This window comes from Paraburkholderia caffeinilytica, assembly GCF_003368325.1.
Taxonomy (GTDB): domain Bacteria; phylum Pseudomonadota; class Gammaproteobacteria; order Burkholderiales; family Burkholderiaceae; genus Paraburkholderia; species Paraburkholderia caffeinilytica.
Genome location: NZ_CP031467.1, coordinates 1,871,436 through 1,896,877, shown reverse-complemented (window position 1 = coordinate 1,896,877; position 25,442 = coordinate 1,871,436). Strand labels below are relative to the sequence as shown.

The following is a 25,442-nucleotide window of genomic DNA, read 5'->3' as shown; positions in this document are numbered from 1 at the left end:
GCTCCAGAAACAACGATGTCAAAACGCCTCTATCGAGTATATCGCGCGGCCGGTCTGACGCTTGCCGCTGCGGCACTCGTCGCGTGCAGCACGGCCTCCGCCGTGAAGCCCATTCCCCTTTCCCAGCTTACGAACGACGATCAGACCTTCGTCCAGCTTCGCGAAGCCGCCCGCAATAATGATGCGGCGCGCGCGGCGCAACTGGCGAGCACGATCCCGAACTATCCGGCGCCTTCGTATCTGGAATACTTCCAGCTCAAGCCGCAATTGTTCGATTCCAGCGGCCACGCGCGCATCGACGCGCCGGATGCGCCGGTGCTGTCGTTCTTGCAGAAGTACGACGGCCAGGCCATCGCCGACCGTCTGCGCAACGACTACCTCACGGTGCTCGGCGCGCGTCACGACTGGCGCAACTTCGATCAGCAATACGCGCGTTTCGTGCTGAACGACGATACGCAGGTGAAGTGCTACGCGCTCGAATCGCGTGCCGCGCGTGGCGAAAACGTTGCCGACGCGGCGCGCGCGCTACTGGTCGATCCGAAGTGGTACGGCGACGGTTGCGTCGACCTGATCACCTCGCTGGCAGTCAACCAGCAATTCAGTTCTGACGACGTGTGGCAACAGATCCGCCTCGTATACGAACAGAACTACACGAACACGGGCAGCAAGCTCGTCGATGCGCTCAGCAACCAGCCGCCCGATCCGGTGCTGTTCGACCAGGCCACGAATACGCCGCCATTGTTGCTGGCGCGTGGTGTCGGCCCGGATACGCAATCGCACCAACTGGCGTTGCTCGCGATCACGCGCATGGCGCGCAACGACCCGGCCATGGCCGCAGCCACGTTCGCTTCGGTGGCGCCGTCGCTGAGCTCGCCCGAGCGCGCCATCGGCTGGGGCACGATTGCCTATCAGGCCGCCCTCAAGCAGATGCCGAGCGCGGTGGACTGGTACCGGCTTTCGGTGAATGCGCCGCTGTCGACCGCGGCCTACGAATGGCGCACCCGCACCGCGCTGCTCGCCGGCGACTGGACGATGGTGCGCTGGTCGATCGAACAGATGCCGGCGGCGCTGCGCAATCAGCCGTCGTGGGTGTACTGGCATGCCCGTGCGCTCAAGCAGGCCGGCGACACGACCACGGCCAACCAGGAATTCGAGTCGATCTCGCAGGGCTTCAACTTTTACGGCCAACTGGCCGCGGAAGAGCTCGGCCAGAAGATCACCGTGCCGCCTAAAACCACGGTGACCGACGCCGAAATCCAACAGGCCGGCAACACGCCGGGCTTCGATCTGGCGCAGCGTTTCTATGCGCTGAATCTGCGGCTCGAAGGCAATCGCGAATGGAACTGGCCGCTGCGCAACATGAGCGACCGGCAACTGATCGCCGTGGCCGAATACGCGCGCCGCATCGAGTTGTATGACCGTACCGTGAACACGGCGGACCGCACGAAGAGCGAGCATGATTTCTCGCTGCGCTATCTGTCGCCGTTCAGGGATATCGTCGAGCGCGATGCGCAGTCGAATGGGCTCGACGTCGAATGGGCATACGGGCTGATTCGTCAGGAGTCGCGCTTCATCATGAACGCGCGCTCGGAAGTCGGCGCGAGCGGGTTGATGCAACTGATGCCGGGCACCGCGCAACTCGTGGCGAAGAAGATCGGTCTCGGCCCGATTTCACGCGAGCAGATGAACGATATCAACACCAACATCCTGCTCGGAACGAACTATCTGTCCATGATCTACAATCAGTTCGACGGGTCCGCCGTGCTGGCTACCGCCGGTTATAACGCCGGTCCGGGCCGTCCGCGCAACTGGCGGCAATCGTTGCAGCATCCGGTTGAAGGCGCGATCTTCGCCGAGGCGATTCCGTTCCAGGAAACGCGCGACTATGTCAAGAATGTGTTGTCCAACACGGTCTACTACGCGGCATTGTTCGAAGGCCGTCCGCAATCGCTGAAGGCGCGTCTGGGTTATATCGCGCCGTAAGCGCCGTGCCTCCGCCGCGTCATGTCTTCTGATGCGGCGGTGCGCCACGCCAGCCGTTGCCGCGGCTTCCACCAGGGAGTCGAAAAATGCGACATCAAGCCATTGCGGTTATCGGCGGTTCTGGTTTTATCGGCAGCCATCTCGTCAATGCCCTCGTTGAAATGGGCAAAGACGTGCGTATTGCCACCCGGCGGCGCTATAACGCCCGCCATCTCACCCTGCTCCCTATCGACGTGATCGAAGCCGATGTGTTCGATCCGGTGCAGCTCGCGCGTTTCGTCGAAGGCGCCGATTGCGTGATCAACCTCGTCGCCACGCTGCATGGCAGGCGCGGCACGCCCTACGGTCCGGAGTTCGCGCGCACGCACGTCGAGTTGCCGACCAAAATCGTTGCGGCGTGCGAAGGCAAGGGCGTGCATCGACTGATTCATATCAGCGCGCTCGGCGCCGACTCGAACGGCCCGAGCATGTATTCGCGCTCGAAGGGCGACGGTGAAAAGGCCGTGCATGCGGCGAATCTGGCGTGGACGATCTTCCGTCCGTCCGTGGTGTTCGGTCCTGAAGACCGGTTCCTCAACAAGTTCGCGTTCCTGCAGCGGATGTTCCCGGTGATTCCGCTGGCGATGCCGGACGCGAAGTTCCAGCCGGTGTACGTCGGCGACGTGGCAAAAGCGATCTGCAACGTGCTCGATCTCGACGCGGCCAGCGGCCATACTTACGAACTCGGCGGCCCGACCGTCTATGCACTCGAAGACCTCGTCAAGTATTGCGGCGATGTGATCGGCCGGCATGCGCGAATCATTCGCCTGCCGGAGGCGCTGGCGCGCTTGCAGGCGTTGACGTTTGAAATGGCGCCGGGCGAACCGGTGATTTCGCGCGACAATCTCGATTCGATGAAAGTCGACAACGTGTTGAGCGGACCGCTAGCGCCTGAACTCGGCATTGAACCCGCCAGCATCGAAACGATCGCGCCCGTGTATCTGACCGGCGCGTCGACGCGTTCGCGCTTCGACGCGTTTCGCGCCGGCGCGGGGCGTTGAACCTTTTTATCTCTACCTCTTATACCAGGCATGAAGCTGATTATCGGTGACAAGAACTATTCGTCGTGGTCGATGCGTCCGTGGCTGCTGGTTACGCATTTCGGCATCCCGTTTGAAGAGGTGCTGATTCATCTGAATGAATCCGGCACGAAGTCCGCGATTCTGGCTTACGCGCCGACGGGCTCCGGCAAGGTGCCGTGTTTGATCAGCGAAGACGGATCGGCCACATGGGATTCGCTGGCGATCGCCGAGACGCTGGCTGAGCGCTTCCCGCAGCATGCGCTGTGGCCGCGCGACCCGGCGGCGCGCAGTCACGCGCGCAGCATCAGCGCCGAGATGCATTCGGGCTTTGGCGAATTGCGCTCGAACATGTGGATGAACATTCGCGCGTCGTTTCCCGGCAAGAACGCCACACCGGGCGCACTGGCCGACATTGCGCGCATCGACGCGATCTGGAGCCGGTGTCTCGATACCTACGGCGGTCCTTTCCTGTTCGGCGAATTCAGCATTGCCGACGCGATGTACGCGCCGGTCGTGATGCGCTTCAACACGTGGCAACCTGCGCTCTCCGAAACTGCCGCGGCGTATGTTCTTCGCGTGACGGCGTTGCCGGCGGTGAAGGCATGGATCAACGACTCGCTGCGCGAAACGCATGCGATTCCGTACCAAGACGTATGCCCATGAATATCTACGCGGTGGGCGGAGCAATCCGCGACGAGTTGCTGGGCGTATCCGTGCAGGACCGGGATTATGTGGTGGTCGGCGCGACGCCCGAGCAGATGGTGGCGCAGGGCTATCGTCCGGTGGGCAAGGATTTCCCGGTGTTTCTGCATCCGCAGACACACGAGGAATACGCGCTTGCACGCACCGAGCGCAAGACGGCTGCCGGCTATCACGGTTTCCAGTTCTTCTACGCGCCGGACGTCACGCTCGAAGAGGACCTCGCCCGCCGCGACCTGACGATCAACGCCATGGCGCGCGAGGTGCGCCCGGACGGCGAATTGACCGGACCGGTGATCGACCCGTTCAATGGCCGGGGAGACCTTCAGGCGCGGCTCTTTCGTCATGTCAGCGACGCGTTTTTAGAAGACCCCGTGCGGATTTTGCGGATTGCGCGGTTCGCGGCGCGCTTCGTCGATTTCACGGTGGCGCCGGAGACGATGGCGTTGATGCGCAAGATGGTGGCCGACGGTGAGGTCGATGCACTGGTCGCCGAGCGCGTGTGGCAGGAAGTGTCACGCGGATTGATGGAGAAGAAGCCGTCCCGCATGTTCGAGGTGCTGCGGGAATGCGGCGCCCTGGCGCGGATTCTGCCGGAGATCGATGCGTTGTTCGGCGTGCCGCAACGGGCTGACTATCATCCCGAAGTGGATACGGGCGTACACGTGATGATGGTGGTCGACCATGCCGCGCAGCAGGGTTACGCGTTGCCGGTTCGGTTCGCCGCGCTCACGCACGATCTCGGCAAAGCAACGACGCCCGACGACATATTGCCGCGGCATATCGGGCATGAGGGGCGCAGCGTGGATCTGCTGAAGCCTTTGTGCGAGCGGCTGCGGGTGCCGAACGAATGTCGCGATCTGGCGCTGCTGGTCGCGCGGGAGCATGGGAATATTCATCGCGTGATGGAGATGGGGGCAGCCGCGTTGGTGAGACTGCTCGAGCGCAGCGACGCTATCCGGAAACCGGCGCGCTTTGCTGAAGCCTTGCAGGCTTGCGAGGCGGATGCGCGTGGGCGGCTCGGGTTTGAGATGCAGGCGTATCCGCAGGCTGAGCGGCTGCGGATTGCGCTTGTTGCCGCGCGGGGCGTGGATGCTGGGGCAGTGGCCGGGCGGCTTGCAGATGCGCCCGCTGGAATCAGGGATGCCGTGCATCAGGAGCGGGTTCGAGCGGTTGAAGTGGCTCTTATGTGAGGGTCTGTTTTTTTGCCTTTGGCGGCGGCATGGTTTTGTTTGCCTGCGCGGTGCGTTCTTGTCTGTACGCTTGCGGTGTTGGCCTTTCCTTGAATTGTTAGTGGTCTATTAGTGTCGCCCCTGTGCGGGGCGGGCACTCACTTCTCTTTGCCGCCGCAAAGAGAAGTAAGCAAGAGAAAGCGGCTCACACCGCTCCTGCTAAGCGGGCACCGTAGCTCGCACAGGGTAGTGGTGCATCTGGAATCCGTGCCCTCGCACCTTCAGGCGTTAGTGACAAGGGACTCATCAGCTCCCACTCCGCACTGCGTGCGTCGCGGACGGGGCTGCACGGGAAACCAGCGGCTTCGTTTGGGTTTGGTGGAGCCATCGGCTTCGCCTCGGCGACGCGCCTCCGTACTTATAGGGGTACCCGCACTTCAAATGATTTGTCGGTGCGCTGAAATCACCGCCACGGTCCCGATCCCGATCACAGGCACGGTTGCAATCGCGCGATGGCAGTGGCGATGCTATGACGACCTACGGCTCGGTGGCGAAACACGCGCGTCAAAACGTAGCGGGTGGTTTTATGAAGTACGCTTCGGCGCGCGCAGCGCCGCCGGAAGTATGACTCCCTTGTCACACGCACAGGCAGGTGCACAAACACAGATTCCAGATGCACCACTACCCGTTGTGCGCTACGGCGCCCACTTAGCATTAGCGGTGTGAGCCGCTTTCTTTGCCTACTTTCTTTGCGGCGGCAAAGAAAGTAGGTGCCTGCCCCGCACAGGGGCGAACGCTAATAGACCACTAACAACTCAAGGAAAGGCCAAAGCCGCAAGCGTACAGACAAAAACGCGCCGAGCAGGCAAACAGCTCAATCAAACCCCACCGCCACAGGCAAACAGAACCATACCGCCGCCAAAGGCAAAAACCCTTACAAAACCTTGGCAAGCAACGACAACACGATCGACAGCACAAGCGTCGACATAAACGGAAACGGATACTCCCGCCCGAAGAGACGCAAAGTAACGTCGCCGGGCATCCGCCCAATCCCGATCTTCCTGAGCCACGGCCAGCAGGCCGACAACACCGCCACCGCAACAAACGTAGTTAACAGCCAGCGGATCATCGCAAATCCCTAACGCAAAAAATCACAGCGTATGTGACCGGTCGCCGCTGGAAAATGCCTGCAGCGCGTCATCCAGCCCGCGCGAAAACGCGATCACCTTGAACAGTTCGCCCATCTCCGCCTCCGACAACAACTTCTGCACCGCATTCGCCGCGGGCAAAAACTTCGCCGTGTCCGTTGGATCGAGCGCCGACAACGTCTCGGTAATCCCCGCATTCAACAAGAAGCGCGCTTGCGAAGTGAATCCCAACAAATCCGCGCCGGCCTCGACGCCGGCTTCGGCGATGCCGGTAAATTCCACGTGCGCGGTAATGTCCTGCAAGCCCGGATAGACAAACGGGTCAGCATGCGCCCGGTGCCGGTAATGGCACATCAACGTGCCCTGCGCACGCTGCTCGTGGTAGTACTCGTGGCGGGGAAAGCCGTAGTCGATAAAGAACGCCGCGCCACGCGTGAGCATCGTGCAAATGGTCCGCGTGAATGCCCGGGCGGCGTCGTGCGTTTCGGTCAGGTAGTCGTCGCCGGCCGTGTCGATCTCGGCCAGAAGCCCAGCCAGAAGCGCAATGTCCGCCGCCTCCGATACCAGGCGGTCGTCGAACGCAAAGGCCTCATCGCGCCACACCACGCCGCGCTCGTGCCAGACGCCACGGCTATACGCGAAAAGCCGCACGGGCATTGCGTCCAAGACCTCGTTGCCGATCACCACGCCTTCGAATTGCTCCGGCAACGCGTCCAGCCAGCGCACCTTCGCAGCCAGCGTTGGCGCGGCGGCCTCGATGGTCTCGCGTTGGCGTTCGCGCAATTCTCCGGACAGATCCACGATCGAGTAGCGGTCGAATTCGACACCTAGCCCGTCGAGCGCATTCAGCAAGCCGGCGGCGAGTTTGCCCGTGCCGGCGCCGAACTCCATCACGTCGCGCGTGCCGCTCGCCTGCAACGCCTCGGCGAGCGGACGGGCCAGCGTCGCGGCGAAGAGGGGCGACATTTCGGGCGCGGTGACGAAGTCGCTGCCGTCGTCGCCGCGCAGGCCGAATTTGCGGGCTCCGCCGCTGTAATAGCCGAGTCCCGGCGCGTAAAGCGCGCGCTCCATGTAGCGGTCGAATGGCAGCCAGCCGCCAGCCGCTTCGAGATCGGCGCGGACCTGTGCGACCAGCGCTTCGGACTGCGCAAGCGCGCTCGGGCCGGGAGCAGGTAAACTATCGGGTTGGTGAGCTTTCGGATTCATCCCCGCATTGTAAATGACCGCCTCTCTGGACACCGCCGCCGCCCGCGCGCCTGACACGCCGCGCATCGTGCTGATTACCGGCGCCGCCCGCCGTATCGGGCGCTCGCTCGCGCTCGGCTTCGCCGCGCGTGGCTGGGACGTGGCGGTCCACTACGGTGCGTCGCGAGAGGAAGCCGATGAGGTCGTCGCGGAAATTGTCGCCCTGGGCCGCCGGGCGGTGGCTTTGCACGCGGAATTGGGCGACGAGGCTCAGGTCGAGGGGCTCATGCCGGCCTGCATTGCGGCCCTAGGCCGCCCGGCGTGTATCGTCAACAATGCGTCGCGCTTCGAAGAAGACACGGCGCACAACGTCGGTTACGACCTTCTGCTGAAGCTGACCGCGATGAATCTCGGCGCGCCGCTCGTACTCGCGCGTATGCTGTTCGAGGCGACGCCGGAGGCCGCGCGCACCGACGAGAGCCAGCGCGGCGTGGTCATCAACGTGCTGGACCAGAAGCTGTACAACATGAATCCGGACTATCTGTCCTACACGCTGTCGAAGGCAGCGTTGCAGACAGCCACGGTTGCGCTGGCGCAGGCGTTGGCGCCGAAAGTGCGCGTGGTCGGACTCGCCCCTGGTCTGACGATGCAGTCCGGCGATCAAACGCCGGCCGGCTTTGAAGAAGCTCACCGTGCTACGCCTCTGGGCCGCGCGTCGCGGCCGGAGGATATTGTCGCCGCCGCGCTGTATCTCGCCGATGCAGCGGGCGTCACCGGAACGACGCTGGTGGTCGACGGCGGGCAGCACCTTGTGCCGCTGCCGCGCGACGTTATGTTTTTGACGGGCGCCTGAAGCGTGTGCGCGCTGGTTGCCGGGTGAACCGGCGGCCGCCCGCGCGTTGAAGCGCCCATTTGAGTGCACCGCGCTCTTTTTTCGACTGGAACGAACATGTTTGCCGCTCTTTCGCATCCCCGGCTCGCCGATTGCCGCCGGCTCTTTCTGCGCAATTACGAAGTGCACATCAACATCGGCGTGCACGACTTCGAAAAGCGCGGCGAACAGCGCGTCGTGATCAACGTCGAACTATTCGTGCCGCTCGCGCTGTCCACGCCGGTTCAGGACAAATTGAACGAAGTCGTCGATTACGACTTCATGCGCTCGACCATCGCGCGCCGTGTCGAACAAGGTCATATCCACCTGCAGGAAACGCTCTGCGACGACCTCGTCAAGGTGCTGCTCGATCATCCGCAGGTGCGCGCCGTGTGCGTGTCGACCGAAAAACCGGACGTTTATCCCGACTGCGACGCGGTGGGCGTCGAAGTCTTCCGTATCAAAGAGGATTGAGCCATGAATGCTCAGGAAATCCTGAACGACACCGCAGCCCTGGGCGCTGCGCAGACCGCGCACACCTCAACGGGCAAAGCGCCGCTCACGCGTCGCGAGCAGAAAGAAGCCTACGAGAACAACAAGCTGTTCAAGCGGCTTGCGCGCCAGGTCGGTGAAGCGATCGGCGACTTCAACATGATCGAGGAAGGCGACAAGGTGATGGTGTGCCTGTCGGGCGGCAAGGACAGCTACGCGATGCTCGACATCCTGATGCGGCTGCGCGAGCGCGCGCCGATCAACTTCGACATCGTCGCGGTGAATCTCGACCAGAAGCAGCCGGGCTTCCCCGAGCACGTGCTGCCCGAGTACCTGAAGCAACTCGACATTCCGTTTCACATCGAGAACCAGGACACCTACAGCATCGTCAAGCGGCTGGTGCCGGAGGGCAAGACCACCTGCTCGCTGTGCTCGCGGCTGCGTCGCGGCATTCTGTATCGCGTGGCGGGCGAACTCGGCGCGACCAAGATAGCGCTCGGCCATCATCGCGACGACATTCTGCAAACGCTGCTGCTGAACATGTTCTACGGCGGCAAGCTGAAGGGCATGCCGCCCAAGCTGCAATCGGACGACGGCAAGAACATCGTGATTCGCCCGCTCGCCTACGTAAAGGAAACCGATCTGGAAAAGTACGCGGAGCTGCGCGAATTCCCGATCATTCCGTGCAACCTGTGCGGCAGCCAGCCAAACCTGAAGCGCGCGGAAATGAAGGCGCTGATCCGCGATTGGGAAAAGCGCTTCCCGGGCCGCATCGAGAACATGTTCAATGCCTTGTCGAACATCGTGCCGTCGCACCTGATGGATCACAAGCTGTTTCCGTTCGCCGGTCTGCGCGCGAGCGGCGAGGCCGATCCGCAAGGCGATATCGCCTTCGACGAAGAGCCGTGCTCGACCGATACCGGCGAGGGCACGCTGCTCACCGGGTCGAAATCGATCTCGATCGTCCAGTTCGACGATCTTTGATCGGGTCGCGAAGTGCCCGGGAATCAAGGATTTCCGGGTGATTCAGCAGGGTCATGTCACCATGCGGGAGCCGCGCGAGCGGCCTTGGTAGGCATAGGCTGCATGATAGAATCGTCGGCTCGAAACTTGTCTGATTGCCGACGCCATGAACATCGTGATTTTGGCGGCAGGCACCGGTAAGCGCATGCGGTCCGCGCTTCCCAAGGTGCTCCATCCCCTGGCCGGCCGGCCGCTCCTCGCTCATGTCATCGACACCGCTCGTGCGCTCAAGCCCACGCGTCTGGTCGTGGTGGTCGGTCATGGCGCCGAAGCCGTGCGTCAAGCGGTAGCGGCGCCGGATATCCAGTTCGCCGCACAGGAGCAGCAACTCGGCACCGGCCACGCGGTGCAGCAGGCGTTGCCGCTGCTCGATCCTTCCGAACCCACGCTGGTGCTGTACGGCGACGTGCCGCTCACGCGCGCCTGCACGCTGCAGGCGCTGACCGATCGCGCGGGCCCCGGCGGCTATGGCGTTCTCACCGTCACGCTCGACGACCCCAGCGGCTACGGCCGCATCGTGCGCGATCAGCACGGCAAGGTGTCGCGCATCGTCGAACAGAAAGACGCAACGGCCGAGCAGCTCGGGATCGCCGAGATCAACACCGGCATCATCGTCGCGCCGACCGAGCGGTTGGGCGGCTGGCTCGCCGCGTTAAAGAACGACAACGCGCAAGGCGAGTTCTACCTGACCGACGCGGTCGAGATGGCGATCGAAGCGGGACTCGAAGTCGTCACCACGCAGCCTGACGAAGCGTGGGAAACGCTCGGCGTGAACAGCAAGCAGCAGCTTGCCGAACTCGAACGGATTCATCAGCACAATGTTGCCGAGGCACTGCTGGTGGCCGGCGTGACGCTTGCCGATCCGGCTCGTCTCGACGTGCGCGGCACGCTCGAATGCGGCCGCGACGTCTCGATCGACGTGAACTGCGTGTTCGAAGGCCGCGTCACACTGGCCGACAATGTGACCGTCGGGCCGAACTGCGTAATCCGCAATGCGACGATCGGCGCCGGTACGCGCGTCGACGCGTTCACGCATATCGAAGGCGCCGACGTCGGTGCGAACGTCGTGCTTGGCCCTTATGCACGGCTGCGTCCGGGCGCGTCGTTGCAGGACGAGTCGCACGTCGGCAACTTCGTCGAGGTGAAGAACGCGGTGCTCGGTCGTGGCTCGAAGGCGAACCATCTTACGTATATCGGCGACGCGGATATCGGGGCGCGCGTGAATATCGGCGCGGGTACCATCACCTGTAACTACGACGGCGCGAACAAATTCCGCACGATCATCGAAGACGACGTGTTCGTCGGTTCGGACACGCAACTCGTCGCGCCCGTGCGCGTGAAGCGCGGTGTGACAATCGCGGCGGGCACCACGGTCTGGAAAGACGTCGAACAAGACATGCTGGTCCTGAACGATAAGACTCAAACAAGCAAGCCGGGCTATGTACGCCCGATCAAGAAGAAAAGTTGATGGGCGTGACGCGCGCCTCAAGCGCGCGCCCTGACACCCGGCACTGAAAAGGAATTAGCCATGTGTGGCATTGTTGGCGCGGTTGCGCAACGTAACATCGTTCCCGTCCTGATCGAAGGACTGCGCCGCCTCGAGTATCGCGGCTACGATTCGTGCGGCGTGGCGGTACTCGGTAGCGACGGACCGCGTCGTGCGCGCAGCGTCGCGCGCGTGGCCGATCTGGACGAGCAGGTGCAGGAGAGCCACCTCGAAGGCATCACGGGTATCGCGCATACGCGCTGGGCGACGCACGGCGCGCCGGTAACCGACAACGCTCACCCGATCTTCTCGAAAGACGCGCTCGCGTTGGTACACAACGGCATCATCGAGAACTACGAGTCACTGCGCGAAATGCTGCGGGGCAAGGGTTACATGTTTGTTTCCCAAACCGACACAGAGGTTATCGCTCATTTGATCCACAGCCTGTATCGCGGCGATCTGTTTGCCGCGGTGCGTGAAGCCGTCGGGCAATTGCACGGCGCATATGCGATCGCGGTGCTGCATAAGGATCAGCCGCATGCGGTGGTCGGCGCGCGGCAAGGTTCGCCGCTGGTGGTCGGACTCGGCAACGGTGAGAACTTCCTCGCTTCGGATGCGTTGGCGCTTGCCGGCAGCACCGAACGCTTCATCTTCCTCGAGGAAGGCGACGTCTGCGAATTGTCGCTCGAGGGTGTGCGTATCGTCGATCGTGACGGTTACGAAGCACAGCGCGAAGTGCGCCAGGTCGCGGCGTATGGCGGCGCGGTCGAGCTTGGCCCGTACCGCCACTTCATGCAGAAGGAAATTTTCGAACAGCCGCGTGCCATTACGGACACGATCCCGCAAGGCGATTCGTTCGAAGCGTCGCTATTCGGCGAGAGTGCCGGCAAGGTGTTCGCGGACATCGACAGTCTGTTGATTCTCGCGTGCGGCACGAGCTACTACTCGGGGTTGACCGCGAAGTACTGGCTCGAGTCGGTCGCGAAGATCCCGACTCAGGTGGAAATTGCCAGTGAGTATCGGTATCGCGAGTCCGTGCCGAATCCAAAGTCGCTGGTAGTGGTGATCTCGCAGTCGGGCGAAACGGCCGATACGCTGGCGGCGCTCAAGCATGCGCAGTCGCTGGGGCATAAACATACGCTGGCAGTATGCAATGTCGGCACGAGCGCGATGGTGCGCCAGACCGAATTGTCGTTCCTGACCCACGCAGGTCGCGAAATCGGCGTGGCGTCGACCAAGGCTTTCACGACACAACTGGTTGCGCTGTTCGTGCTTGCCGCGACGCTTGGGAAGCTGCGTGGGCAGGTGGCCCCGGAGCAGGAAGCCAAGTATCTGAAACTGCTGCGTCATCTGCCGGCGGCATTGAATAGCGTGCTGGCGCTGGAGCCGCAGATCATCGCGTGGTCGGAAGAGTTTTCGCGCAAGGAACATGCGCTGTTCCTCGGGCGCGGTCTGCATTACCCGATCGCGCTCGAGGGTGCGCTGAAGCTGAAGGAGATTTCCTATATCCACGCGGAAGCGTATCCGGCCGGCGAGCTGAAGCACGGGCCGCTGGCGCTCGTGACTGAAGCGATGCCGGTGGTGACGGTGGCGCCGAATGACGCGCTGCTGGAGAAGCTGAAGTCGAATATCCAGGAAGTGCGTGCGCGGGGCGGTGAGCTTTATGTGTTCGCGGATGCGGATACGAAGATCGTCAACGACGAAGGTCTGCATGTGATCCGGATGCCGGAACACTACGGCCTGCTGTCGCCGATCCTGCACGTGGTGCCGCTGCAGTTGCTGGCTTATCACACAGCTTGTGCGCGAGGCACGGATGTGGACAAGCCGCGGAACCTGGCGAAGTCGGTTACGGTGGAGTGAGGTTGGAGGCGGCTATCGCTAGCTACACTCCGCGCTGAAAAAACGGTCGCCTTTGGGCGGCCGTTTTTTTGCCTCGATGGCGCACCTCGCTCCCTCGCAGCACTTGCGCGTTTACAACTCCGGACACGCCAGATCGCTGGTCACGATGTGCTCGCCATACACTTGCGCCGCCGCGACGGCTTCCAGCTTGGTCGGGTAAGGTCCGAGTTCCGGCGCGCCGTCGAATGGGAACAACACGCGGCCGTCGGTGGTTCGAACCACTTTCAACACGCCGAAGAAACGCCGGTAGCCGGCCAGCTTCGACGTGGCCGACACTTCGAAATCTTCCTCTGACGTCGCGGGCACGCTCGGAATGAATACGGTCTTGCTCATACCTGAAAACATCTCTTGTTCAATGAGGCGGTGCTTGCCGGAAAGGTCAAGGCACGCCCGGTTGTCCCGGGAAGATATTCACCGGCGGCCCTCATTGTCTCAAATCCCTTTGACCGCCGCCTCATGCTCCGCCGCGAGCGCAACATCCCGCTCGCTCACCTTCACGAAGCTCGGCCGTGAGCAAACGCGCCGGGCATACTCGAGCACGACCGGCGTCTCAGGCACCAGCTTGAACATCATCCCCCAATGCAGCGCGATGCCCCACAAGATATCCGCCGCCGACATCCTGTCCCCGAGTAAATAGGGTGACGCCTGCAACTGGCTCGTCACCGTCCCGAGCATCGAATCGAAATCGCCGTAGGGCGACGTGGCGGGCGGCGCCGGGTCGCGCTTCATCGCCTTGTCGACCAGCGCCGGTTCGTAACATGCCGCGTAGTACACCAGCCATCGCAGGTACGGCCCGCGCGACGGATCGTCGAGCGTCGGCGCGAGACCCGCTTCCGGAAACAGGTCAGCCAGATAGATAAAGATGGCGACCTGTTCGGTGATCAGCGCGTCGCCGTGAAGGATCGCCGGTACCTTGCCGAGCGGATTAATCGCGAGATATGGCGCCTTGCGCTGCTCACCGGCCTTCATGTTCAACACCTTCAACTGATACGGGGCGCCCAGCTCCTCGAGCAGCGTAAGTGCGCTGACCGAGCGGCATTGCGGTGAGTGGAACAGCGTGATCGTGCGATCGGTGGTCATGGCGGGAGCCTTCTGAGTGAGCGTCTCGTTGGTAAAGCCGGCGTCCATCTGGCGCCGGACGTCCCCATCCTAAGCGCCTATACCTGTCAGTTTGTGTCAGGTATGACTAAACTTGTCTGTATGAGAGCCAGCCGCCTCCTTTCCATCCTGATGACCTTGCAGGCGCGCGGACGCGTGACCGCGCAGTCGCTCGCCGAGGAGTGCGCGGTTTCCTTGCGCACGATCTATCGCGATATCGACGCCTTGAGCGCCGCAGGTGTTCCTGTCCAGAGCGAACGTGGCGCTGAAGGCGGCTATCGCCTGCTCGACGGATACCGTACCCGTCTGAACGGCCTGTCGTCGCGGGAAGCGGAGGCGCTGTTCCTCGCGGGCTTGCCGGGGCCGGTGCAGGCACTCGGTCTCGGCGCCGTGATGGCCGGCGCGCAAACCAAATTGCTCGCCGCGCTGCCGGTTGAGTTGCGCTCGACCGCGGAGCGCATACGCTCACGTTTTCACCTCGACGCCCCGGCCTGGTTTTCCGAAGCTGACCAGCCCGCGAATCTGCCGTTGATCGCCGGCGCGGTGTGGGAACAGCATCCGCTGCAGATTCGCTATCAGAGCTGGAAGGCGGAAAAATTCCGGCGGATCGAACCGCTCGGCATCGTGCTGAAAAGCGGAGCCTGGTATTTGGTTGGGCGGGTCGGCGCGGACATCCGCATCTACCGCATTTCGCGCATTCTCGAATTGAGCATGCTCGACGAGACGTTCGAGCGCCCGGCCGCCTTCGATCTGGCGGCTTACTGGCAGGACAGCACACAGCGCCTATCCGAAGAGATGCATGCGAGCGAGGCAACGCTGCGCCTGTCGCCGTGGGGCATGCAGATGCTCGAAGTCTTCGTCTCGCCGTTCGCACGCTCAGCCGCGAAAATCGGCGAGCCCGATCCGTCCGACGGCTGGCGCACGGTCACGCTGCCGGTCGGTTCGGCAAGGCAGGCATGCGCGGAATTGCTGCGCTTCGGCACCGAGGCCGACGTGCTGGCGCCGCCGGAGTTGCGTGCGCGTTTTGCGGAGGTGGCGGCCGCCTTGCATCGTCGCTACGCGCAATGAGAGCGCCCGTTCACAGCCGACGCGCCGCGTGTTCTTCCACAACGGCCGCGTCCCTACGCTGAAGGACGCGCTGCGTTTTTACGTTCAGCGCGATACGAATTCGGCATGGTGGTATCCGAAAGACGCGCGCGCCAAGGTCGATAAACATAACGACCCGCCGGTCATCTTTTCCTCAGACGAATTTTGGCCGTTTGGGGGCCTCTTTTGGGGGCAGAGCTATAATGCGCAAATCCCCTTCCTTCCCCGTCCTCCGTTATGAGCCGGTTACTTTGCCTGATCGTGCTTTCGCTCGGCCTGATGCAAACCGCTACGGCCGACGAAAACAATGACCGCATGTCCGCGTATCTGACGCAGAAGTTCGGTCTGGCAAAGGAAAAGGCCCAGCAGATTTCCGACGCGGTGCAGTCGGCCGCTTCGAAATATTCGCTGCCGCCGGCACTGCTGCTGGCGATCATCTCGATCGAATCCCGCTTCAAGGAAAAGGCCAGGGGCGCCAACGGCGCGACCGGGCTGATGCAGGTGGTGCCGGGCGCCCATCGGGGGCTGCTGAGGAACGTCAAAGACCTTACCGAGCCGACCACCAACATCGAGGTGGGTTCGGCGATCCTGTACGGCTACATGCGCTCGGCCAACGGCGACATGAACGCGGCGCTCAAGAGTTACGGCGGATCGCAGGCGTACGCGAAGAAGGTCAGCTTGCGCGTGGAGGATTTCGCCGGCGTCGCGGGACCGCAAGATGTCGCCTCGCATCCCGGCGCACAAGCCAGTATGTGCGAAGCCGACCGTTGCCCGGCGCCGGGCAACTGGGCCGACGCTTTTACGATACCGGCCGACACCGCCGCCGGGATGAATGGCGCGACGGCCCTGCCAGGCGCATCGCCTGCCATGCCGCACTGAGCGGCAGCTCCACTTTTTCCCCAATGTTCTGCTTCCGCGCTGAAGTCGCGGAATTGACGCGTCACGCCGTGTAAGGCCGCGCGGGCTGCGCGCTGCGCGCTTTTTACGCATATCCGGCAACGGCTCTACAATGCATTCCCATTCGAGCTCACGCTGCGCCTTCTCCGATCGATCATGTTCACCTCGTTTTCCAAAGCCACCGCCGCCGCGCTTCTTGGCCTGATGGCACTTGCCGCTTGCAAAAGCGCCCCGCAGCCGAAATTCCAGCAGGAATTGTTCGAAACGGGCGCGAACCCGTACGCCCGAAATTTCAACTCAAGCTCCACGGATACCTGCGAGGCCGCGCGCCGCGCACTGCTGAGTCAGGGCTATCTGACGACGATGACGCGTACCGATACCGTCGACGGAACGAAAAATTTCCAGCCGACCGGCGACACGCACGTCGTCGTCGAGTTTCATGTGGTGTGCACGCCGGGGGAAGAGGCGAGCGATACGAGCATTGTTTACGTCAACGCCGTGCAGAATGGCTTTGCGTTGAAGAAAAGCGATACGTCGGCGAGCGTCGGGTTGAGCGTGCTGGGTTCGCTGTCGCTGCCGATCCGCTCGAACAACGATGCGATGGTCAAAATATCGAGCGAGACCATCCCGTCGGGCAAGTTCTACGATCGTTTCTTCGGCCTCGTCGACCACTATCTGCAAACGGTGGTGCGCACACAGCCGGTGGTGAACAGCCGCATCGAGACGCGCATGTTGCCGGTGCCGGTCGAAGCGCCGCTTCCAGTCCCGCTTCTGGATATGCCTGATGCAATCGACAAGGCCGCTGCCACACAACCCGCCAGTGGAGCCGGCGTCGCGCCTTGATGCATTCACCGATGCTGCGGGGTGTCGGCTGATCATGAGGTGATCAGCCTTTGATTTCATCACGCCGCGGTACTTTTCCTATGTCTTTTACTTCATACGTATATATATGTAGTAATAGTTAACAAGGGTTAACCCCGCCTGTGGATAAGTCTCAAATTCCCCGTCACATCAACGTCATGCGAAACCCATAACCCTGCGGAACATGTCTGTAGAAAAACTACAGAGCTGGGATAACTTTGACGGGGCTTGCCTGGCCTCGCGTCTTATCAAGATTTCGCGCACAGGCTGTCCGATGCGCTATCCCGAAGTTATTCATAGGCAATTGTGGATAACTTGCGCATCCAGGCGTCTATCGCGCGGGTGGCGGCGCGGTTTTTTTGTCGATGCCATCCGCTCGCCACCGTACAGACTGCGCTTCCCCGAAGGTGCACATTGAAGCTGGAAGGTACAAAGATTGCGTCGATGTTTTTGCAAGCGCAACTGTTGCTATTTAGTCAAAATCATTTCGGCAACGCCCTATCCAGGCATAAAGTTAAAGTGTTTTCTGAAGTTATTGGTGCAGTGCGGGGGTGTGCAATGAAACGCAGAACAGCACGACAGCTAGTCCGTCTTCTTTCGGATATCCGACATGCCCGTCACTGCACGACGCTGCGGGCGGCGGCCACCAACCGGGCCATATCCCTCGCATCCTCCGAGCATGATGAGGAAGGCACCGAACGCGACGAAAGCAGCGACGCCACGCGCGAGGCAAGTCACGACAAGCCGGCCCGGAGCGGATCATGAGAGCCGCCAGCGAACAATCACTGCGTTTTCTGGTCGAGAAATGGCTGGCGCCGGCGCCTTCGGTTCCGGTTCACGTGACCGAATTCAGCCGCACCCGTGTCGGCGGAAGGCGTTACGTGCGGGTGGAGACTTCTCAGGAAGGTGAATCGCGCGGCCTTTTTTTCTTTCGTCACGACGACGGCTGCTGGTGTGTGTTTCCCCCCACCGCTGATACGCCCAAGCTTTTCGCGCAACCGCGCGCCGCTTAGCCGAGACTGCCGCGCGGGCGACTGGCCAAGCCCTCACGCCTCGTGAGGCAAGCGATCGGCTTTGTGCCCGCGTCGCCAGGCCGGCATGACCTGGCACACGATCAACCCGGTGAGCATCAGCGCGCATCCGAATAGCGCCCGCGCCGACAACGTTTCGCCGAGCACGAGCCACCCGGCCAGCGCCGCGAACACACCTTCCATACTGAAGATCACCGCGGCATGCGAGGGTGCCGCATACTTTTGCGCCACCACCTGAATCGTATAGGCGACACCCACCGACAGCGCACCGCCGTACAGAATCGTCGGTGCGGCGCGCTCGATCACCGCGAGACTGACCGGCTCGATCACGAGACCGACGGCCACACATGCGAGCCCGCAAGTCACGAACTGTACGAGCGCCAACATGAGTGTGTCGTGTCGCAGCGCGAAGCGGCCCACCAGCATCATCTGCACGGAAATCACCAGGGCGCCGGCTAGCTGATACCAGTCGCCGTACAGGATCGAGAAGTGCTCGTTGACGCTCAGAAAGTACATGCCGAGCGCAGCGAGCGTCGCACCAAGCCACGTGCCGAATCCCGTGCGATGACGAAACAGCACGCCCAGCAGCGGCACGAGCACCACATACAACGAACTGATAAAGCCGGCGTTGGCGATCTTCGTGTATTGCAAGCCGATCTGCTGCAACGAGATCGACGCCGACAGCACGACGCCAAGCAGCGCACCGGCCCCGAGCAGCTCGCGTGCGCCGCCGGGTTCGCGCTTCGACAGCTCGGCCAGTGCGGAGCGCCGCACGCAGACAATCATCGTTAGCACGACCAGCGCGCCGAGCAGGAAACGCAGTCCGGTAAACAGGAACGGTCCGATCGCATCGACGCTTAAGCGTTGCGCGACGAATGCGGAGCCCCAGATCATCGCTGCGATCAGCATCAGCAGATTGGCGCGCAGATGTTGGCGTGTGTCGGGTTTCAAAGGCGGCTTTCGAAGTCGGTTCGGATGATCGTCACGCTGGATTCGTAGCTGTTCAGATATTCCTCGATCAACGGCGCGAGGCGATCGTCATCCTCGATCAGTAGCACGCCAGTGTTGAGAGGGCTTCGGTCATATCGGTCTCCGCTATCAGGCACCGATTCTATCTGCGCGCACGCGTGCCGGATACGCCGCGGACATTCGCGAACACTTGAACACAATCGCGCACACATTCCCTCAATTTCAGGACAGACGCGGCGAGGCGGCGTCCCTAGACTGCGGCTTCCGTCCCAAAAAAGTCATGATCGTGCGCAAACGCCTCTTTTATCTGCGTCTTCCGCTGTTTTGCCTGATCTGCCCGCCGATGGTCTACGCCGAGAATTTCTATATGTTTTCGCTGGCCGGCGGCGTGGCGTGGCTGCTCGGTGCGTCGGCGAACAGCCCGATCGTGCAGTCGAAGAACAACTACTTCGCGGTCTCGGCGCTGACGTATCGGTATTGATGCGCGTGCCGATGCGTCTATTGCTATTGATCGGTTGTCCGGATCGACGTTCGACGTTCGACGCTTTGACGTCCCCGGCCAGGAGCTCGCGATGTTTGCATGGCAAACCCCTTTATCCAACGCCTGGCAGGACAGCCTGGTATCGTCGGCGCGTGCGAAGGCGATGGGTGTCGACGGTGTGCTGCTGACCGGTGCGACCGGTTTTATCGGCGGCAATCTGCTTGTGACCCTGATCAACGTCGGCCTGGCCGAGCGCATGGTGTGTCTGGTGCGCGGCGTCAGCGTGACCGACGCGCTCGCGCGGCTGCGCGCCTCGGCGGTGCGCTGCGGGTTGCCATATTCTCGCGTGCAGCGAATCACCGAAGCGAACGTAATGGTCGGCGAACTCGGCAGCGCGTTTTCGGAGATCAATCTGGCGCGGCTCGCGAAAGCATCGCATGTGATCAACTGTGCCGGGCTCGCGTCGTTCTCGACGCATCCGCAAGTACTCGATACGAATGTACGCGACACCTTGCGCTTTGCATCGCGTTTTGCCGGCAGCAAAACGCTGCGGCGTTTTCTGCATGTGAGCACGGCGATGGCGTGCGGCACGCAATGCGGCGCAAACGTGCAGGAATCTCCATTCGGCTACAGCGAGACGCGCCACCTCGTGCCTTACACGCAAAGCAAACGCGAAGTCGAACGTCTGTTGCGCAGCACGTATCCCCGTTTGCCGTTGGTGGTGGTGCGGCCGTCGAGCGTGGTCGGCCACACGGTGCTCGGCACGTTGCCGTCGGCGAGCCTGTTCTGGGTGTTTCGCGTGGTGCACGGCGCGCGTCGCTTCACGGCGCGGGCGATGAACCGCATTGACGTGGTGTCCGCCGACGACTGCGCCCGTGCGCTCGTGCTGCTGACGGTGAAGCCGTCGCTGGCTTTCGATACGTATCACGTGTCGGCGGGGGCGGAGGCGCCGACCATCGGTCAGATCATCAGTGCAATGGACGAGGCCACCGGCACGTCGGGCCGCCGCTATTCGATGTGCCGCGTGCGCGACTTCGGCAAGATCGCACGCGAGGTGGTGGGCCGCGACCGGTGTGGCAGCGGCCGCCTGATCGAGCACGCGCTGCGTGTGTACGCCGGTTTCGCGGAACTGGACTACGCGTTCGACAATTGCCGTTTGCGTGACGAAATCGGCTTCGAGCCGCTGCCGTTCACCGATTATGTGAGTGAATGTGTGCGGACGTCTCGCGGGGTGGGGATCGCCGAGCAGATGCGCTGGGACTTCAAATGAGCCTTTAGCCGGTTGCACGGCAAGCGGTTCGCGCGATAATCGCGCAACGGCTAGACGGCTCGAAACGCCACCGACCACCGGGCAAGCCGACCTTCAGGCAGACGCAATGGACGAGAAAGACTGGATTGCCGGCGCGGCGAAGGCGCTGACGATCATCGAAGCATTCGACGAAGAGCATGCGCGCATGACGCCGACCATGGTGGCCGCCCGTGCCGGGCTCTCGCGCACGGCGGCGCGCCGCTATCTGCTGACGCTGCGCGAACTCGGCTACGTGGATACCGACGGCAAGCTGTTCTGGCTCGCGCCGCGCGTATTGCGGCTCGGTCAGTCGTATCTGGATTCGGCGCGCTTGCCGCGCACCGTGCAGCCGTTTCTTCAGCGCATCACCGCGACGGTGCAGGAAACCGCGCTGGTCGCGATTCTCGACGAACATGACGTGGTCTACGTGGCGCGCAACGGCGTCAACCGGGCGATGGCGGTCGGTTTCGTGCTCGGCTCGCGGGCGAGCGCGCCGCTGTCGTCGGCGGGTTTGATCCTGCTGGCTTTCCAGCCGCCGGAAAGCATCGAACAGTGGCTGGCGTCTTATCCGATCAAGGTATTCACGCCCTATACCTATTCGACCACGGCGCGTTTGCGCGAAGTGCTGGGTGAAATCCGCCGCGATGGGTATGTCGTCACCGACCAACAACTGGAATTGGGTATGCGCGGTGTCGCGGTGCCCTTGCGTGACCGGCATGGCTCGGTCGTGGCGGCGATCAGCGTGAGCATGCCGATCGGGCAGGAGTCGGCGAATGCGGCGTTGCACCGGGTGCTGCCGACTCTCCAGGAAACCGCCAGTTTGCTGCGAAATCTGGTCTGAACGCGGGACCAGGTAATTTCCCTGGTGCGTCGTGTTTAGCGAGTGAAAGCATGTCGAAAGCAAGCTGTCTCCCGGAAAATACATATCGAGTTTTGGGCATGACAAACCGCCTACGCTGCGTAATACTCTCCCGCGGGGAGCGGTAAGGCGCCTCAAGCCCTGTCTGCTTCACCGTGCAGCTATTTCATTCACACTGACTCAGTCGTCCAGGTTTGGGGAACAACACATGAAAAAAGTTATCGTCTCGCTCGCAGCCGCTTCGATCGCGCTGGTCTCCGTTCAAGCTTTCGCACAGGCATCGGACGCAGCAGCGCCGGCCGCTGCCGCTAGCGCGCCGAAGAAGCACCACATCAAGAAGCTGAAGACGCACGGCAAGCGTGCTCCGGTTTCGGCGGCAGCTTCGGCAGCCGGCACGAACGACAAGGGCGCGGCAAACTAAGCTCACGCTTGGTTGCGTCGGGCGAACCCTGCCGGTTCTCCGGTGTGCGCCGCCTGTCGGCGAGTGCAGCGTAGTTCCGGTTAAATGTCGCCAGCAAAAAGGCCAGAGCTTTTACTCTGGCCTTTTTGTATTGGGCGGCGGTTTTGAGCGGCGTTTAGCCTGCGAGGCCGCGTTTGATGACCTCGTTCAGCAAGCCGGTCATGCCTTCCGGATGCGTGGCGGCCCGTTCTTTCAGTTCGGTCACGAGGTCGCCGTTCAGCTTGCAGGCGAACGCGACGAGGCCCTGCGCCTGATCGAGCTTGCGCTGTTCGCGGCGATCGAGCTTCGGCTCCGCGGCAGCGGCTTTGCCGAAGCGGTCGGCGGTCGACAGTTTCATTGCGTTGTTCAGCTTGAGCGCCTTGTTCTTTTCAAGGTCGGTTTTTTTCATCGCCATACGGAAGGCCTCTGCCAGATAAGTAATCCCGCATTGTACGCATCGCGCCGCGCGTCGAGCCAGCGGCGCCGATTCCTCACCCGGACGGCGTTGGGGCGGCGCTCAGGCTTCGTGGAGGCCGGGCCCTCGAGCGGCGTTCAAATCGGCCGCTCCGGCCCGCCGGCCACGCTGTCCATCAGTGCACGCATGCGTTGCCAGTGCGTGCCTTCCCAGAACACGCGCCGGCACACGTCGCAGGTGACGAACTGGTCATGCCGTTCGAGCACGCCATCCGGCGCCCGATCGCCGACTTCATTCTTGGCGATCCGCCGTAGCGGCGCATTGCACATCAGACACAAACGGAACGGCTGCGCACTGCCGGCCAGATCGAGCCGTTCAAACACTTCGCGCAATTGTTCACGCGGCCGCAGTGTGCGCACGTAGCAGCCATGCGTGATGGTGCGGCGTTTCAATAGCTCCCGATCGCGCGTCAGTACGATGCGCTGTTGCGCGGCGGCGAGCGCTTCGATATCGGCGTCGGGATAGTGGTTGTCGTACAGCGTATCGAAGCCGGCGAGCCGCAGCAGCGGGGCGAGACCGCCAAGGTGCGCATCGGCGATGAAGCGCACCACGCGCAGCGGATGTTCGCGCACGCGCAACAGCGGCTGGATGTCGAGCGCTTCAAACTTCGGATAAACGGCGACGCGATCGCCGTCGGCGAGCGGATGATTGAAACCGACCGATTCACCGTTCACCAGAATCAGTTCAACCTCAGTATGCGGCACGCCGAGCACTTCGATCATATGTTTCGCGGTCGCGCCGTGCGCGCAGGCGCAACTGAACGCGCGCCGGCGCAGGGGCCGGGCGAGAAAATCGTTAAGCTCCTCATAGAAGCGGAATGTCGCGGTGACCATCGCATCAGTATCGCACCGTGTTTAATTGCGCGCTGTCCTGCAGGTGTCGCATGGGTGTGCTTTACTTCCAGTTCCTTAGAAGACGGAGCGACAGATGGACATCGGTTTTATCGGTCTCGGCGAGATGGGCGCCGCGATGGTTGCCAACATTTTGAAAGCTGGGCATCAGGTGCGCGTGTGGAACCGCTCGCCGGAACGCGCGCAGCCGCTTGCCGACGCGGGTGCGCGGATCGTCGCGACGCCGGCTGAAGCGTTTGCGGGCGACGCGGTGCTCTCGATGCTCGCCGACGATACCGCGCTGCGCGAAGTCATCACCGCGTCGTTGCTGGAACACGCCCCGCGCGGCCTGATCCACGTGAACATGGCGACGATCTCGGTGGCGCTGGCCGAGGAATTGGCGACGGCGCACGCGTCGCGCGGCGTCCATTACGTCGCGGCGCCGGTGATGGGGCGGCCTGACGTCGCGGCTGCGGGCAAGCTGACGATCGTGGCGGGTGGCCCAGCCGAGTCGATCGACCGCGTGCAGCCGATTTTCGACGTCATCGGCCAGAAGACCTGGCGCATCGGCTCGCTGCCGCAGCAGGCGAACGTGATGAAACTTGCGGCTAACTTCATGTTGGGCGCGGCTGTCGAGGCGCTTGGCGAGGCGGCCACGCTCGTGACCGGCCACGGCCTCGCGATGCAGGATTTCCTCGACGTCATCACGGGCGGCCTGTTTCCGGGACCGGTCTATTCGGGCTACGGCAAGATGATCGCGGAGCAGCGCTACGAGCCAGCGCTGTTCAAGGCGCGTCTTGGACTGAAGGACCTGCGCCTCGCGCTGGCGGCCGCAGATGCGGTCAACACGCCGCTGCCGGTTGCGAGTGTCGTGCGTGACAGCCTGATCGAAGCGGTAGCGCATGGCGACGGCGAGAAGGACTTCGCGGTGCTGGGGCAGGTGGCGGCGCGGCGGGCAGGGCGCTGAGCGGGTGCTTGGGGCGCCGCTCTTGAGGACGCGTCGCGGTATCCGAGGCGAAGACTGGACGTGGGCAGTGAACCGGCGCGCTTCGCTGTGACGCTATGGCGCTTGCGCGCCATGGTCCGCGTTGGGTTGCACGCCGTGGCCGTTGCAGGGATGCCCGTCACGGGCAGCATCGGTGCGCGCGTTGGTCCGCGCCGGGATGCGCGCCATGGTTCGCGTCGAAACGCACGCCGTGGCACGCGCCGGAATGCACGTCATAGTCCACGTCGGAATGCGCGCGATGTGGCGTCGCCGACGATCCGCCTGGGCGGGCATAATAGCCGTCCGATCCCTATTTGTCTCGATCCCAATGAGTCTGCACACCTGGTGGCTGTTCGCCGCCACTGTTTTCATCGTTTCCGCGATTCCCGGTCCGAACATGCTGCTGGTGATGACCCATGGCGCCCAGCACGGGTTGCGCCGTTCCAGTGCGACCATGGCGGGCTGCCTGTCGGCGCTGGTTTTGATGCTGGCGGTGTCGGCGGCGGGCCTGGGCGTCTTTCTCGCGGCGTGGCCGACGATGTTCAACGCGCTGCGGATGATCGGCGCGGCCTACCTCGTCTACCTCGGCGTCAAGGCATGGCGGGCGCCGGCTGACGAAAGCACCGCCGGTGCTGTCGACGAACTCGCCGCCAGGCCCGCGCGCTCGCGCCTCGCGCTGTTTCGCAGTGGCTTCCTGGTGGCGAGCAGCAACCCGAAAGCCATTCTGTTCGCCGCCGCGCTGCTGCCGCAATTCATCGACGCCGCGCAGCCGAAGCTGCCGCAGTTCGGTGTGCTCGTCGCGACATTCGCGGTTATCGAGGTGAGCTGGTACCTGGTGTACGGCGGCTTCGGCACGCGGATCGGCGCCCGGCTAAAGAGCCGCAGCGTCGCGAGGATGTTCAATCGTCTGACGGGAGGCGTGTTCGTCGGCTTTGGCGCCATGATGGCGCTGGTGCGGCACTAGACGAACAACCGGCGTGGCCGTCCGCGCGGGCGGCAATGTACTGGCGAAAGTGTTGCACTTATACAACGACGAGGGTCAACCCTAATTTGTATGTTGCGACGCACCAAAGCATTTGCTATAGTCGGTCTTGTCTCCTCCATGTCTCCTCTGATGTGGATTC

27 protein-coding genes are annotated in these 25,442 nt (G+C 62.7%); 20 read left to right on the top strand and 7 right to left on the bottom strand.

The features are described 5' to 3' along the window. Positions 1-15 precede the first annotated feature (15 nt). From DSC91_RS24735 to DSC91_RS24720, 4 genes are all read left to right on the top strand, one after another. Positions 16-1,983, top strand: a complete 1,968-nt coding sequence (locus tag DSC91_RS24735; protein ID WP_115781277.1) for a lytic transglycosylase domain-containing protein — start codon at positions 16-18, stop codon at positions 1,981-1,983. Between the two features lie 86 nt (positions 1,984-2,069). Further along, on the top strand, positions 2,070-3,023 hold the full coding sequence (locus tag DSC91_RS24730) for a complex I NDUFA9 subunit family protein (protein ID WP_115781276.1): 954 nt from the start codon (positions 2,070-2,072) through the stop codon (positions 3,021-3,023). Positions 3,024-3,053: 30 nt separating this feature from the next. Beyond that, on the top strand, positions 3,054-3,707 hold the full coding sequence (locus DSC91_RS24725) for a glutathione S-transferase family protein (RefSeq protein WP_115781275.1): 654 nt from the start codon (positions 3,054-3,056) through the stop codon (positions 3,705-3,707). Next, positions 3,704-4,936: a multifunctional CCA addition/repair protein gene (locus tag DSC91_RS24720; RefSeq protein WP_115781274.1), complete on the top strand. Its 1,233-nt coding sequence runs from the start codon at positions 3,704-3,706 to the stop codon at positions 4,934-4,936. Before DSC91_RS24725 ends, DSC91_RS24720 begins: the two co-directional genes overlap by 4 nt. A gap of 913 nt (positions 4,937-5,849) precedes the next feature. Here DSC91_RS24720 and DSC91_RS24715 read toward each other — a convergent pair. Both DSC91_RS24715 and DSC91_RS24710 read right to left on the bottom strand, forming a co-directional pair. After that, positions 5,850-6,044, bottom strand: coding sequence for a DUF2905 domain-containing protein (locus DSC91_RS24715; protein ID WP_115781273.1), 195 nt, complete (start codon positions 6,042-6,044; stop codon positions 5,850-5,852). A 22-nt stretch (positions 6,045-6,066) separates the two neighbouring features. After that, a complete protein-coding gene (locus DSC91_RS24710; RefSeq protein ID WP_115781272.1) occupies positions 6,067-7,269 on the bottom strand; it encodes a class I SAM-dependent methyltransferase in 1,203 nt (400 codons plus the stop codon). A 13-nt stretch (positions 7,270-7,282) separates the two neighbouring features. Here DSC91_RS24710 and DSC91_RS24705 point away from each other — a divergent pair, with 13 nt between their 5' ends. The 5 genes from DSC91_RS24705 to glmS all read left to right on the top strand — a co-directional run bounded on the left by DSC91_RS24705 (position 7,283) and on the right by glmS (position 12,980). After that, positions 7,283-8,101 carry an SDR family oxidoreductase gene (locus DSC91_RS24705; protein ID WP_115781271.1) on the top strand — a complete coding sequence of 273 codons (819 nt, stop codon included), beginning with the start codon at positions 7,283-7,285 and terminating at the stop codon, positions 8,099-8,101. Between the two features lie 96 nt (positions 8,102-8,197). Beyond that, positions 8,198-8,593 (top strand): dihydroneopterin aldolase, encoded by a 396-nt coding sequence (locus tag DSC91_RS24700; protein WP_115781270.1) that lies wholly within the window; start codon positions 8,198-8,200, stop codon positions 8,591-8,593. Positions 8,594-8,596: 3 nt separating this feature from the next. Then, complete coding sequence (gene ttcA, locus DSC91_RS24695) at positions 8,597-9,595, top strand: tRNA 2-thiocytidine(32) synthetase TtcA (protein WP_115781269.1); 999 nt, start codon at positions 8,597-8,599, stop codon at positions 9,593-9,595. A 145-nt stretch (positions 9,596-9,740) separates the two neighbouring features. Then, complete coding sequence (glmU, locus tag DSC91_RS24690; RefSeq protein WP_115781268.1) at positions 9,741-11,102, top strand: bifunctional UDP-N-acetylglucosamine diphosphorylase/glucosamine-1-phosphate N-acetyltransferase GlmU; 1,362 nt, start codon at positions 9,741-9,743, stop codon at positions 11,100-11,102. Positions 11,103-11,162: 60 nt separating this feature from the next. Continuing rightward, the gene (gene glmS, locus DSC91_RS24685) at positions 11,163-12,980 is read left to right on the top strand and encodes a glutamine--fructose-6-phosphate transaminase (isomerizing) (RefSeq protein ID WP_115781267.1); all 1,818 of its coding nucleotides are present in this window, start codon (positions 11,163-11,165) and stop codon (positions 12,978-12,980) included. A gap of 111 nt (positions 12,981-13,091) precedes the next feature. On the opposite strand, the gene DSC91_RS24680 is transcribed toward glmS, so the two are convergent. Continuing rightward, a complete protein-coding gene (locus DSC91_RS24680; RefSeq protein ID WP_115783478.1) occupies positions 13,092-13,352 on the bottom strand; it encodes a DUF6723 family protein in 261 nt (86 codons plus the stop codon). A gap of 99 nt (positions 13,353-13,451) precedes the next feature. Further along, positions 13,452-14,099: a glutathione S-transferase family protein gene (locus tag DSC91_RS24675; RefSeq protein WP_115783476.1), complete on the bottom strand. Its 648-nt coding sequence runs from the start codon at positions 14,097-14,099 to the stop codon at positions 13,452-13,454. 120 nt (positions 14,100-14,219) lie between these two features. On the opposite strand from DSC91_RS24675, the gene DSC91_RS24670 reads away from it, so the two are divergent. The 5 genes from DSC91_RS24670 (at position 14,220) to DSC91_RS24645 (ending at position 17,974) form a co-directional block, all read left to right on the top strand. Continuing rightward, a complete protein-coding gene (locus DSC91_RS24670) occupies positions 14,220-15,185 on the top strand; it encodes a helix-turn-helix transcriptional regulator (protein WP_115781266.1) in 966 nt (321 codons plus the stop codon). A 255-nt stretch (positions 15,186-15,440) separates the two neighbouring features. Beyond that, positions 15,441-16,082 (top strand): lytic transglycosylase domain-containing protein, encoded by a 642-nt coding sequence (locus tag DSC91_RS24660; protein ID WP_115781264.1) that lies wholly within the window; start codon positions 15,441-15,443, stop codon positions 16,080-16,082. A 174-nt stretch (positions 16,083-16,256) separates the two neighbouring features. Further along, on the top strand, positions 16,257-16,943 hold the full coding sequence (locus tag DSC91_RS24655) for a DUF2242 domain-containing protein (RefSeq protein ID WP_115781263.1): 687 nt from the start codon (positions 16,257-16,259) through the stop codon (positions 16,941-16,943). Between the two features lie 432 nt (positions 16,944-17,375). Continuing rightward, complete coding sequence (locus tag DSC91_RS38310) at positions 17,376-17,726, top strand: hypothetical protein (RefSeq protein WP_229758156.1); 351 nt, start codon at positions 17,376-17,378, stop codon at positions 17,724-17,726. Beyond that, on the top strand, positions 17,723-17,974 hold the full coding sequence (locus tag DSC91_RS24645) for a hypothetical protein (protein WP_115781262.1): 252 nt from the start codon (positions 17,723-17,725) through the stop codon (positions 17,972-17,974). The genes DSC91_RS38310 and DSC91_RS24645 overlap by 4 nt, the downstream gene beginning before the upstream one ends. 33 nt (positions 17,975-18,007) lie before the next feature. On the opposite strand, the gene DSC91_RS24640 is transcribed toward DSC91_RS24645, so the two are convergent. Further along, the gene (locus DSC91_RS24640) at positions 18,008-18,943 is read right to left on the bottom strand and encodes a DMT family transporter (protein WP_115781261.1); all 936 of its coding nucleotides are present in this window, start codon (positions 18,941-18,943) and stop codon (positions 18,008-18,010) included. Between the two features lie 298 nt (positions 18,944-19,241). Between DSC91_RS24640 and DSC91_RS24630 the strand changes: the two genes are divergently transcribed. From DSC91_RS24630 to DSC91_RS24615, 4 genes are all read left to right on the top strand, one after another. Continuing rightward, a complete protein-coding gene (locus tag DSC91_RS24630; RefSeq protein WP_115781260.1) occupies positions 19,242-19,442 on the top strand; it encodes a MipA/OmpV family protein in 201 nt (66 codons plus the stop codon). A 91-nt stretch (positions 19,443-19,533) separates the two neighbouring features. Next, positions 19,534-20,712 carry an SDR family oxidoreductase gene (locus tag DSC91_RS24625; RefSeq protein ID WP_115781259.1) on the top strand — a complete coding sequence of 393 codons (1,179 nt, stop codon included), beginning with the start codon at positions 19,534-19,536 and terminating at the stop codon, positions 20,710-20,712. Positions 20,713-20,818: 106 nt separating this feature from the next. After that, positions 20,819-21,571 (top strand): IclR family transcriptional regulator domain-containing protein, encoded by a 753-nt coding sequence (locus DSC91_RS24620; RefSeq protein WP_115781258.1) that lies wholly within the window; start codon positions 20,819-20,821, stop codon positions 21,569-21,571. A 226-nt stretch (positions 21,572-21,797) separates the two neighbouring features. Continuing rightward, entirely contained in the window at positions 21,798-22,010 is a 213-nt protein-coding gene (locus DSC91_RS24615) for a hypothetical protein (RefSeq protein ID WP_115781257.1), read from the top strand. A 154-nt stretch (positions 22,011-22,164) separates the two neighbouring features. Here DSC91_RS24615 and DSC91_RS24610 read toward each other — a convergent pair whose 3' ends face one another. Both DSC91_RS24610 and DSC91_RS24605 read right to left on the bottom strand, forming a co-directional pair. Beyond that, positions 22,165-22,443 carry a hypothetical protein gene (locus DSC91_RS24610; protein ID WP_012434605.1) on the bottom strand — a complete coding sequence of 93 codons (279 nt, stop codon included), beginning with the start codon at positions 22,441-22,443 and terminating at the stop codon, positions 22,165-22,167. Positions 22,444-22,580: 137 nt separating this feature from the next. Further along, positions 22,581-23,336 (bottom strand): Mut7-C RNAse domain-containing protein, encoded by a 756-nt coding sequence (locus tag DSC91_RS24605; protein ID WP_115781256.1) that lies wholly within the window; start codon positions 23,334-23,336, stop codon positions 22,581-22,583. Between the two features lie 94 nt (positions 23,337-23,430). Between DSC91_RS24605 and DSC91_RS24600 the strand changes: the two genes are divergently transcribed. Together DSC91_RS24600 and DSC91_RS24590 are read left to right on the top strand one after the other, a co-directional pair. After that, positions 23,431-24,300, top strand: a complete 870-nt coding sequence (locus DSC91_RS24600) for an NAD(P)-dependent oxidoreductase (protein ID WP_115781255.1) — start codon at positions 23,431-23,433, stop codon at positions 24,298-24,300. A gap of 346 nt (positions 24,301-24,646) precedes the next feature. Continuing rightward, a complete protein-coding gene (locus DSC91_RS24590) occupies positions 24,647-25,282 on the top strand; it encodes a LysE family translocator (protein WP_115781253.1) in 636 nt (211 codons plus the stop codon). The last annotated feature ends 160 nt before the right edge of the window (positions 25,283-25,442 follow it).

Coding starts and splice junctions, on each gene's coding strand:
- DSC91_RS24735 (WP_115781277.1), top strand. CDS start 16: ATGTCAAAACGCCTCTATCGAGTATATCGCGCGGCCGGTCTGACGCTT.
- DSC91_RS24730 (WP_115781276.1), top strand. CDS start 2,070: ATGCGACATCAAGCCATTGCGGTTATCGGCGGTTCTGGTTTTATCGGC.
- DSC91_RS24725 (WP_115781275.1), top strand. CDS start 3,054: ATGAAGCTGATTATCGGTGACAAGAACTATTCGTCGTGGTCGATGCGT.
- DSC91_RS24720 (WP_115781274.1), top strand. CDS start 3,704: ATGAATATCTACGCGGTGGGCGGAGCAATCCGCGACGAGTTGCTGGGC.
- DSC91_RS24715 (WP_115781273.1), bottom strand. CDS start 6,044: ATGATCCGCTGGCTGTTAACTACGTTTGTTGCGGTGGCGGTGTTGTCG.
- DSC91_RS24710 (WP_115781272.1), bottom strand. CDS start 7,269: ATGAATCCGAAAGCTCACCAACCCGATAGTTTACCTGCTCCCGGCCCG.
- DSC91_RS24705 (WP_115781271.1), top strand. CDS start 7,283: ATGACCGCCTCTCTGGACACCGCCGCCGCCCGCGCGCCTGACACGCCG.
- DSC91_RS24700 (WP_115781270.1), top strand. CDS start 8,198: ATGTTTGCCGCTCTTTCGCATCCCCGGCTCGCCGATTGCCGCCGGCTC.
- ttcA (WP_115781269.1), top strand. CDS start 8,597: ATGAATGCTCAGGAAATCCTGAACGACACCGCAGCCCTGGGCGCTGCG.
- glmU (WP_115781268.1), top strand. CDS start 9,741: ATGAACATCGTGATTTTGGCGGCAGGCACCGGTAAGCGCATGCGGTCC.
- glmS (WP_115781267.1), top strand. CDS start 11,163: ATGTGTGGCATTGTTGGCGCGGTTGCGCAACGTAACATCGTTCCCGTC.
- DSC91_RS24680 (WP_115783478.1), bottom strand. CDS start 13,352: ATGAGCAAGACCGTATTCATTCCGAGCGTGCCCGCGACGTCAGAGGAA.
- DSC91_RS24675 (WP_115783476.1), bottom strand. CDS start 14,099: ATGACCACCGATCGCACGATCACGCTGTTCCACTCACCGCAATGCCGC.
- DSC91_RS24670 (WP_115781266.1), top strand. CDS start 14,220: ATGAGAGCCAGCCGCCTCCTTTCCATCCTGATGACCTTGCAGGCGCGC.
- DSC91_RS24660 (WP_115781264.1), top strand. CDS start 15,441: ATGAGCCGGTTACTTTGCCTGATCGTGCTTTCGCTCGGCCTGATGCAA.
- DSC91_RS24655 (WP_115781263.1), top strand. CDS start 16,257: ATGTTCACCTCGTTTTCCAAAGCCACCGCCGCCGCGCTTCTTGGCCTG.
- DSC91_RS24645 (WP_115781262.1), top strand. CDS start 17,723: ATGAGAGCCGCCAGCGAACAATCACTGCGTTTTCTGGTCGAGAAATGG.
- DSC91_RS24630 (WP_115781260.1), top strand. CDS start 19,242: ATGATCGTGCGCAAACGCCTCTTTTATCTGCGTCTTCCGCTGTTTTGC.
- DSC91_RS24625 (WP_115781259.1), top strand. CDS start 19,534: ATGTTTGCATGGCAAACCCCTTTATCCAACGCCTGGCAGGACAGCCTG.
- DSC91_RS24620 (WP_115781258.1), top strand. CDS start 20,819: ATGGACGAGAAAGACTGGATTGCCGGCGCGGCGAAGGCGCTGACGATC.
- DSC91_RS24615 (WP_115781257.1), top strand. CDS start 21,798: ATGAAAAAAGTTATCGTCTCGCTCGCAGCCGCTTCGATCGCGCTGGTC.
- DSC91_RS24610 (WP_012434605.1), bottom strand. CDS start 22,443: ATGGCGATGAAAAAAACCGACCTTGAAAAGAACAAGGCGCTCAAGCTG.
- DSC91_RS24605 (WP_115781256.1), bottom strand. CDS start 23,336: ATGGTCACCGCGACATTCCGCTTCTATGAGGAGCTTAACGATTTTCTC.
- DSC91_RS24600 (WP_115781255.1), top strand. CDS start 23,431: ATGGACATCGGTTTTATCGGTCTCGGCGAGATGGGCGCCGCGATGGTT.
- DSC91_RS24590 (WP_115781253.1), top strand. CDS start 24,647: ATGAGTCTGCACACCTGGTGGCTGTTCGCCGCCACTGTTTTCATCGTT.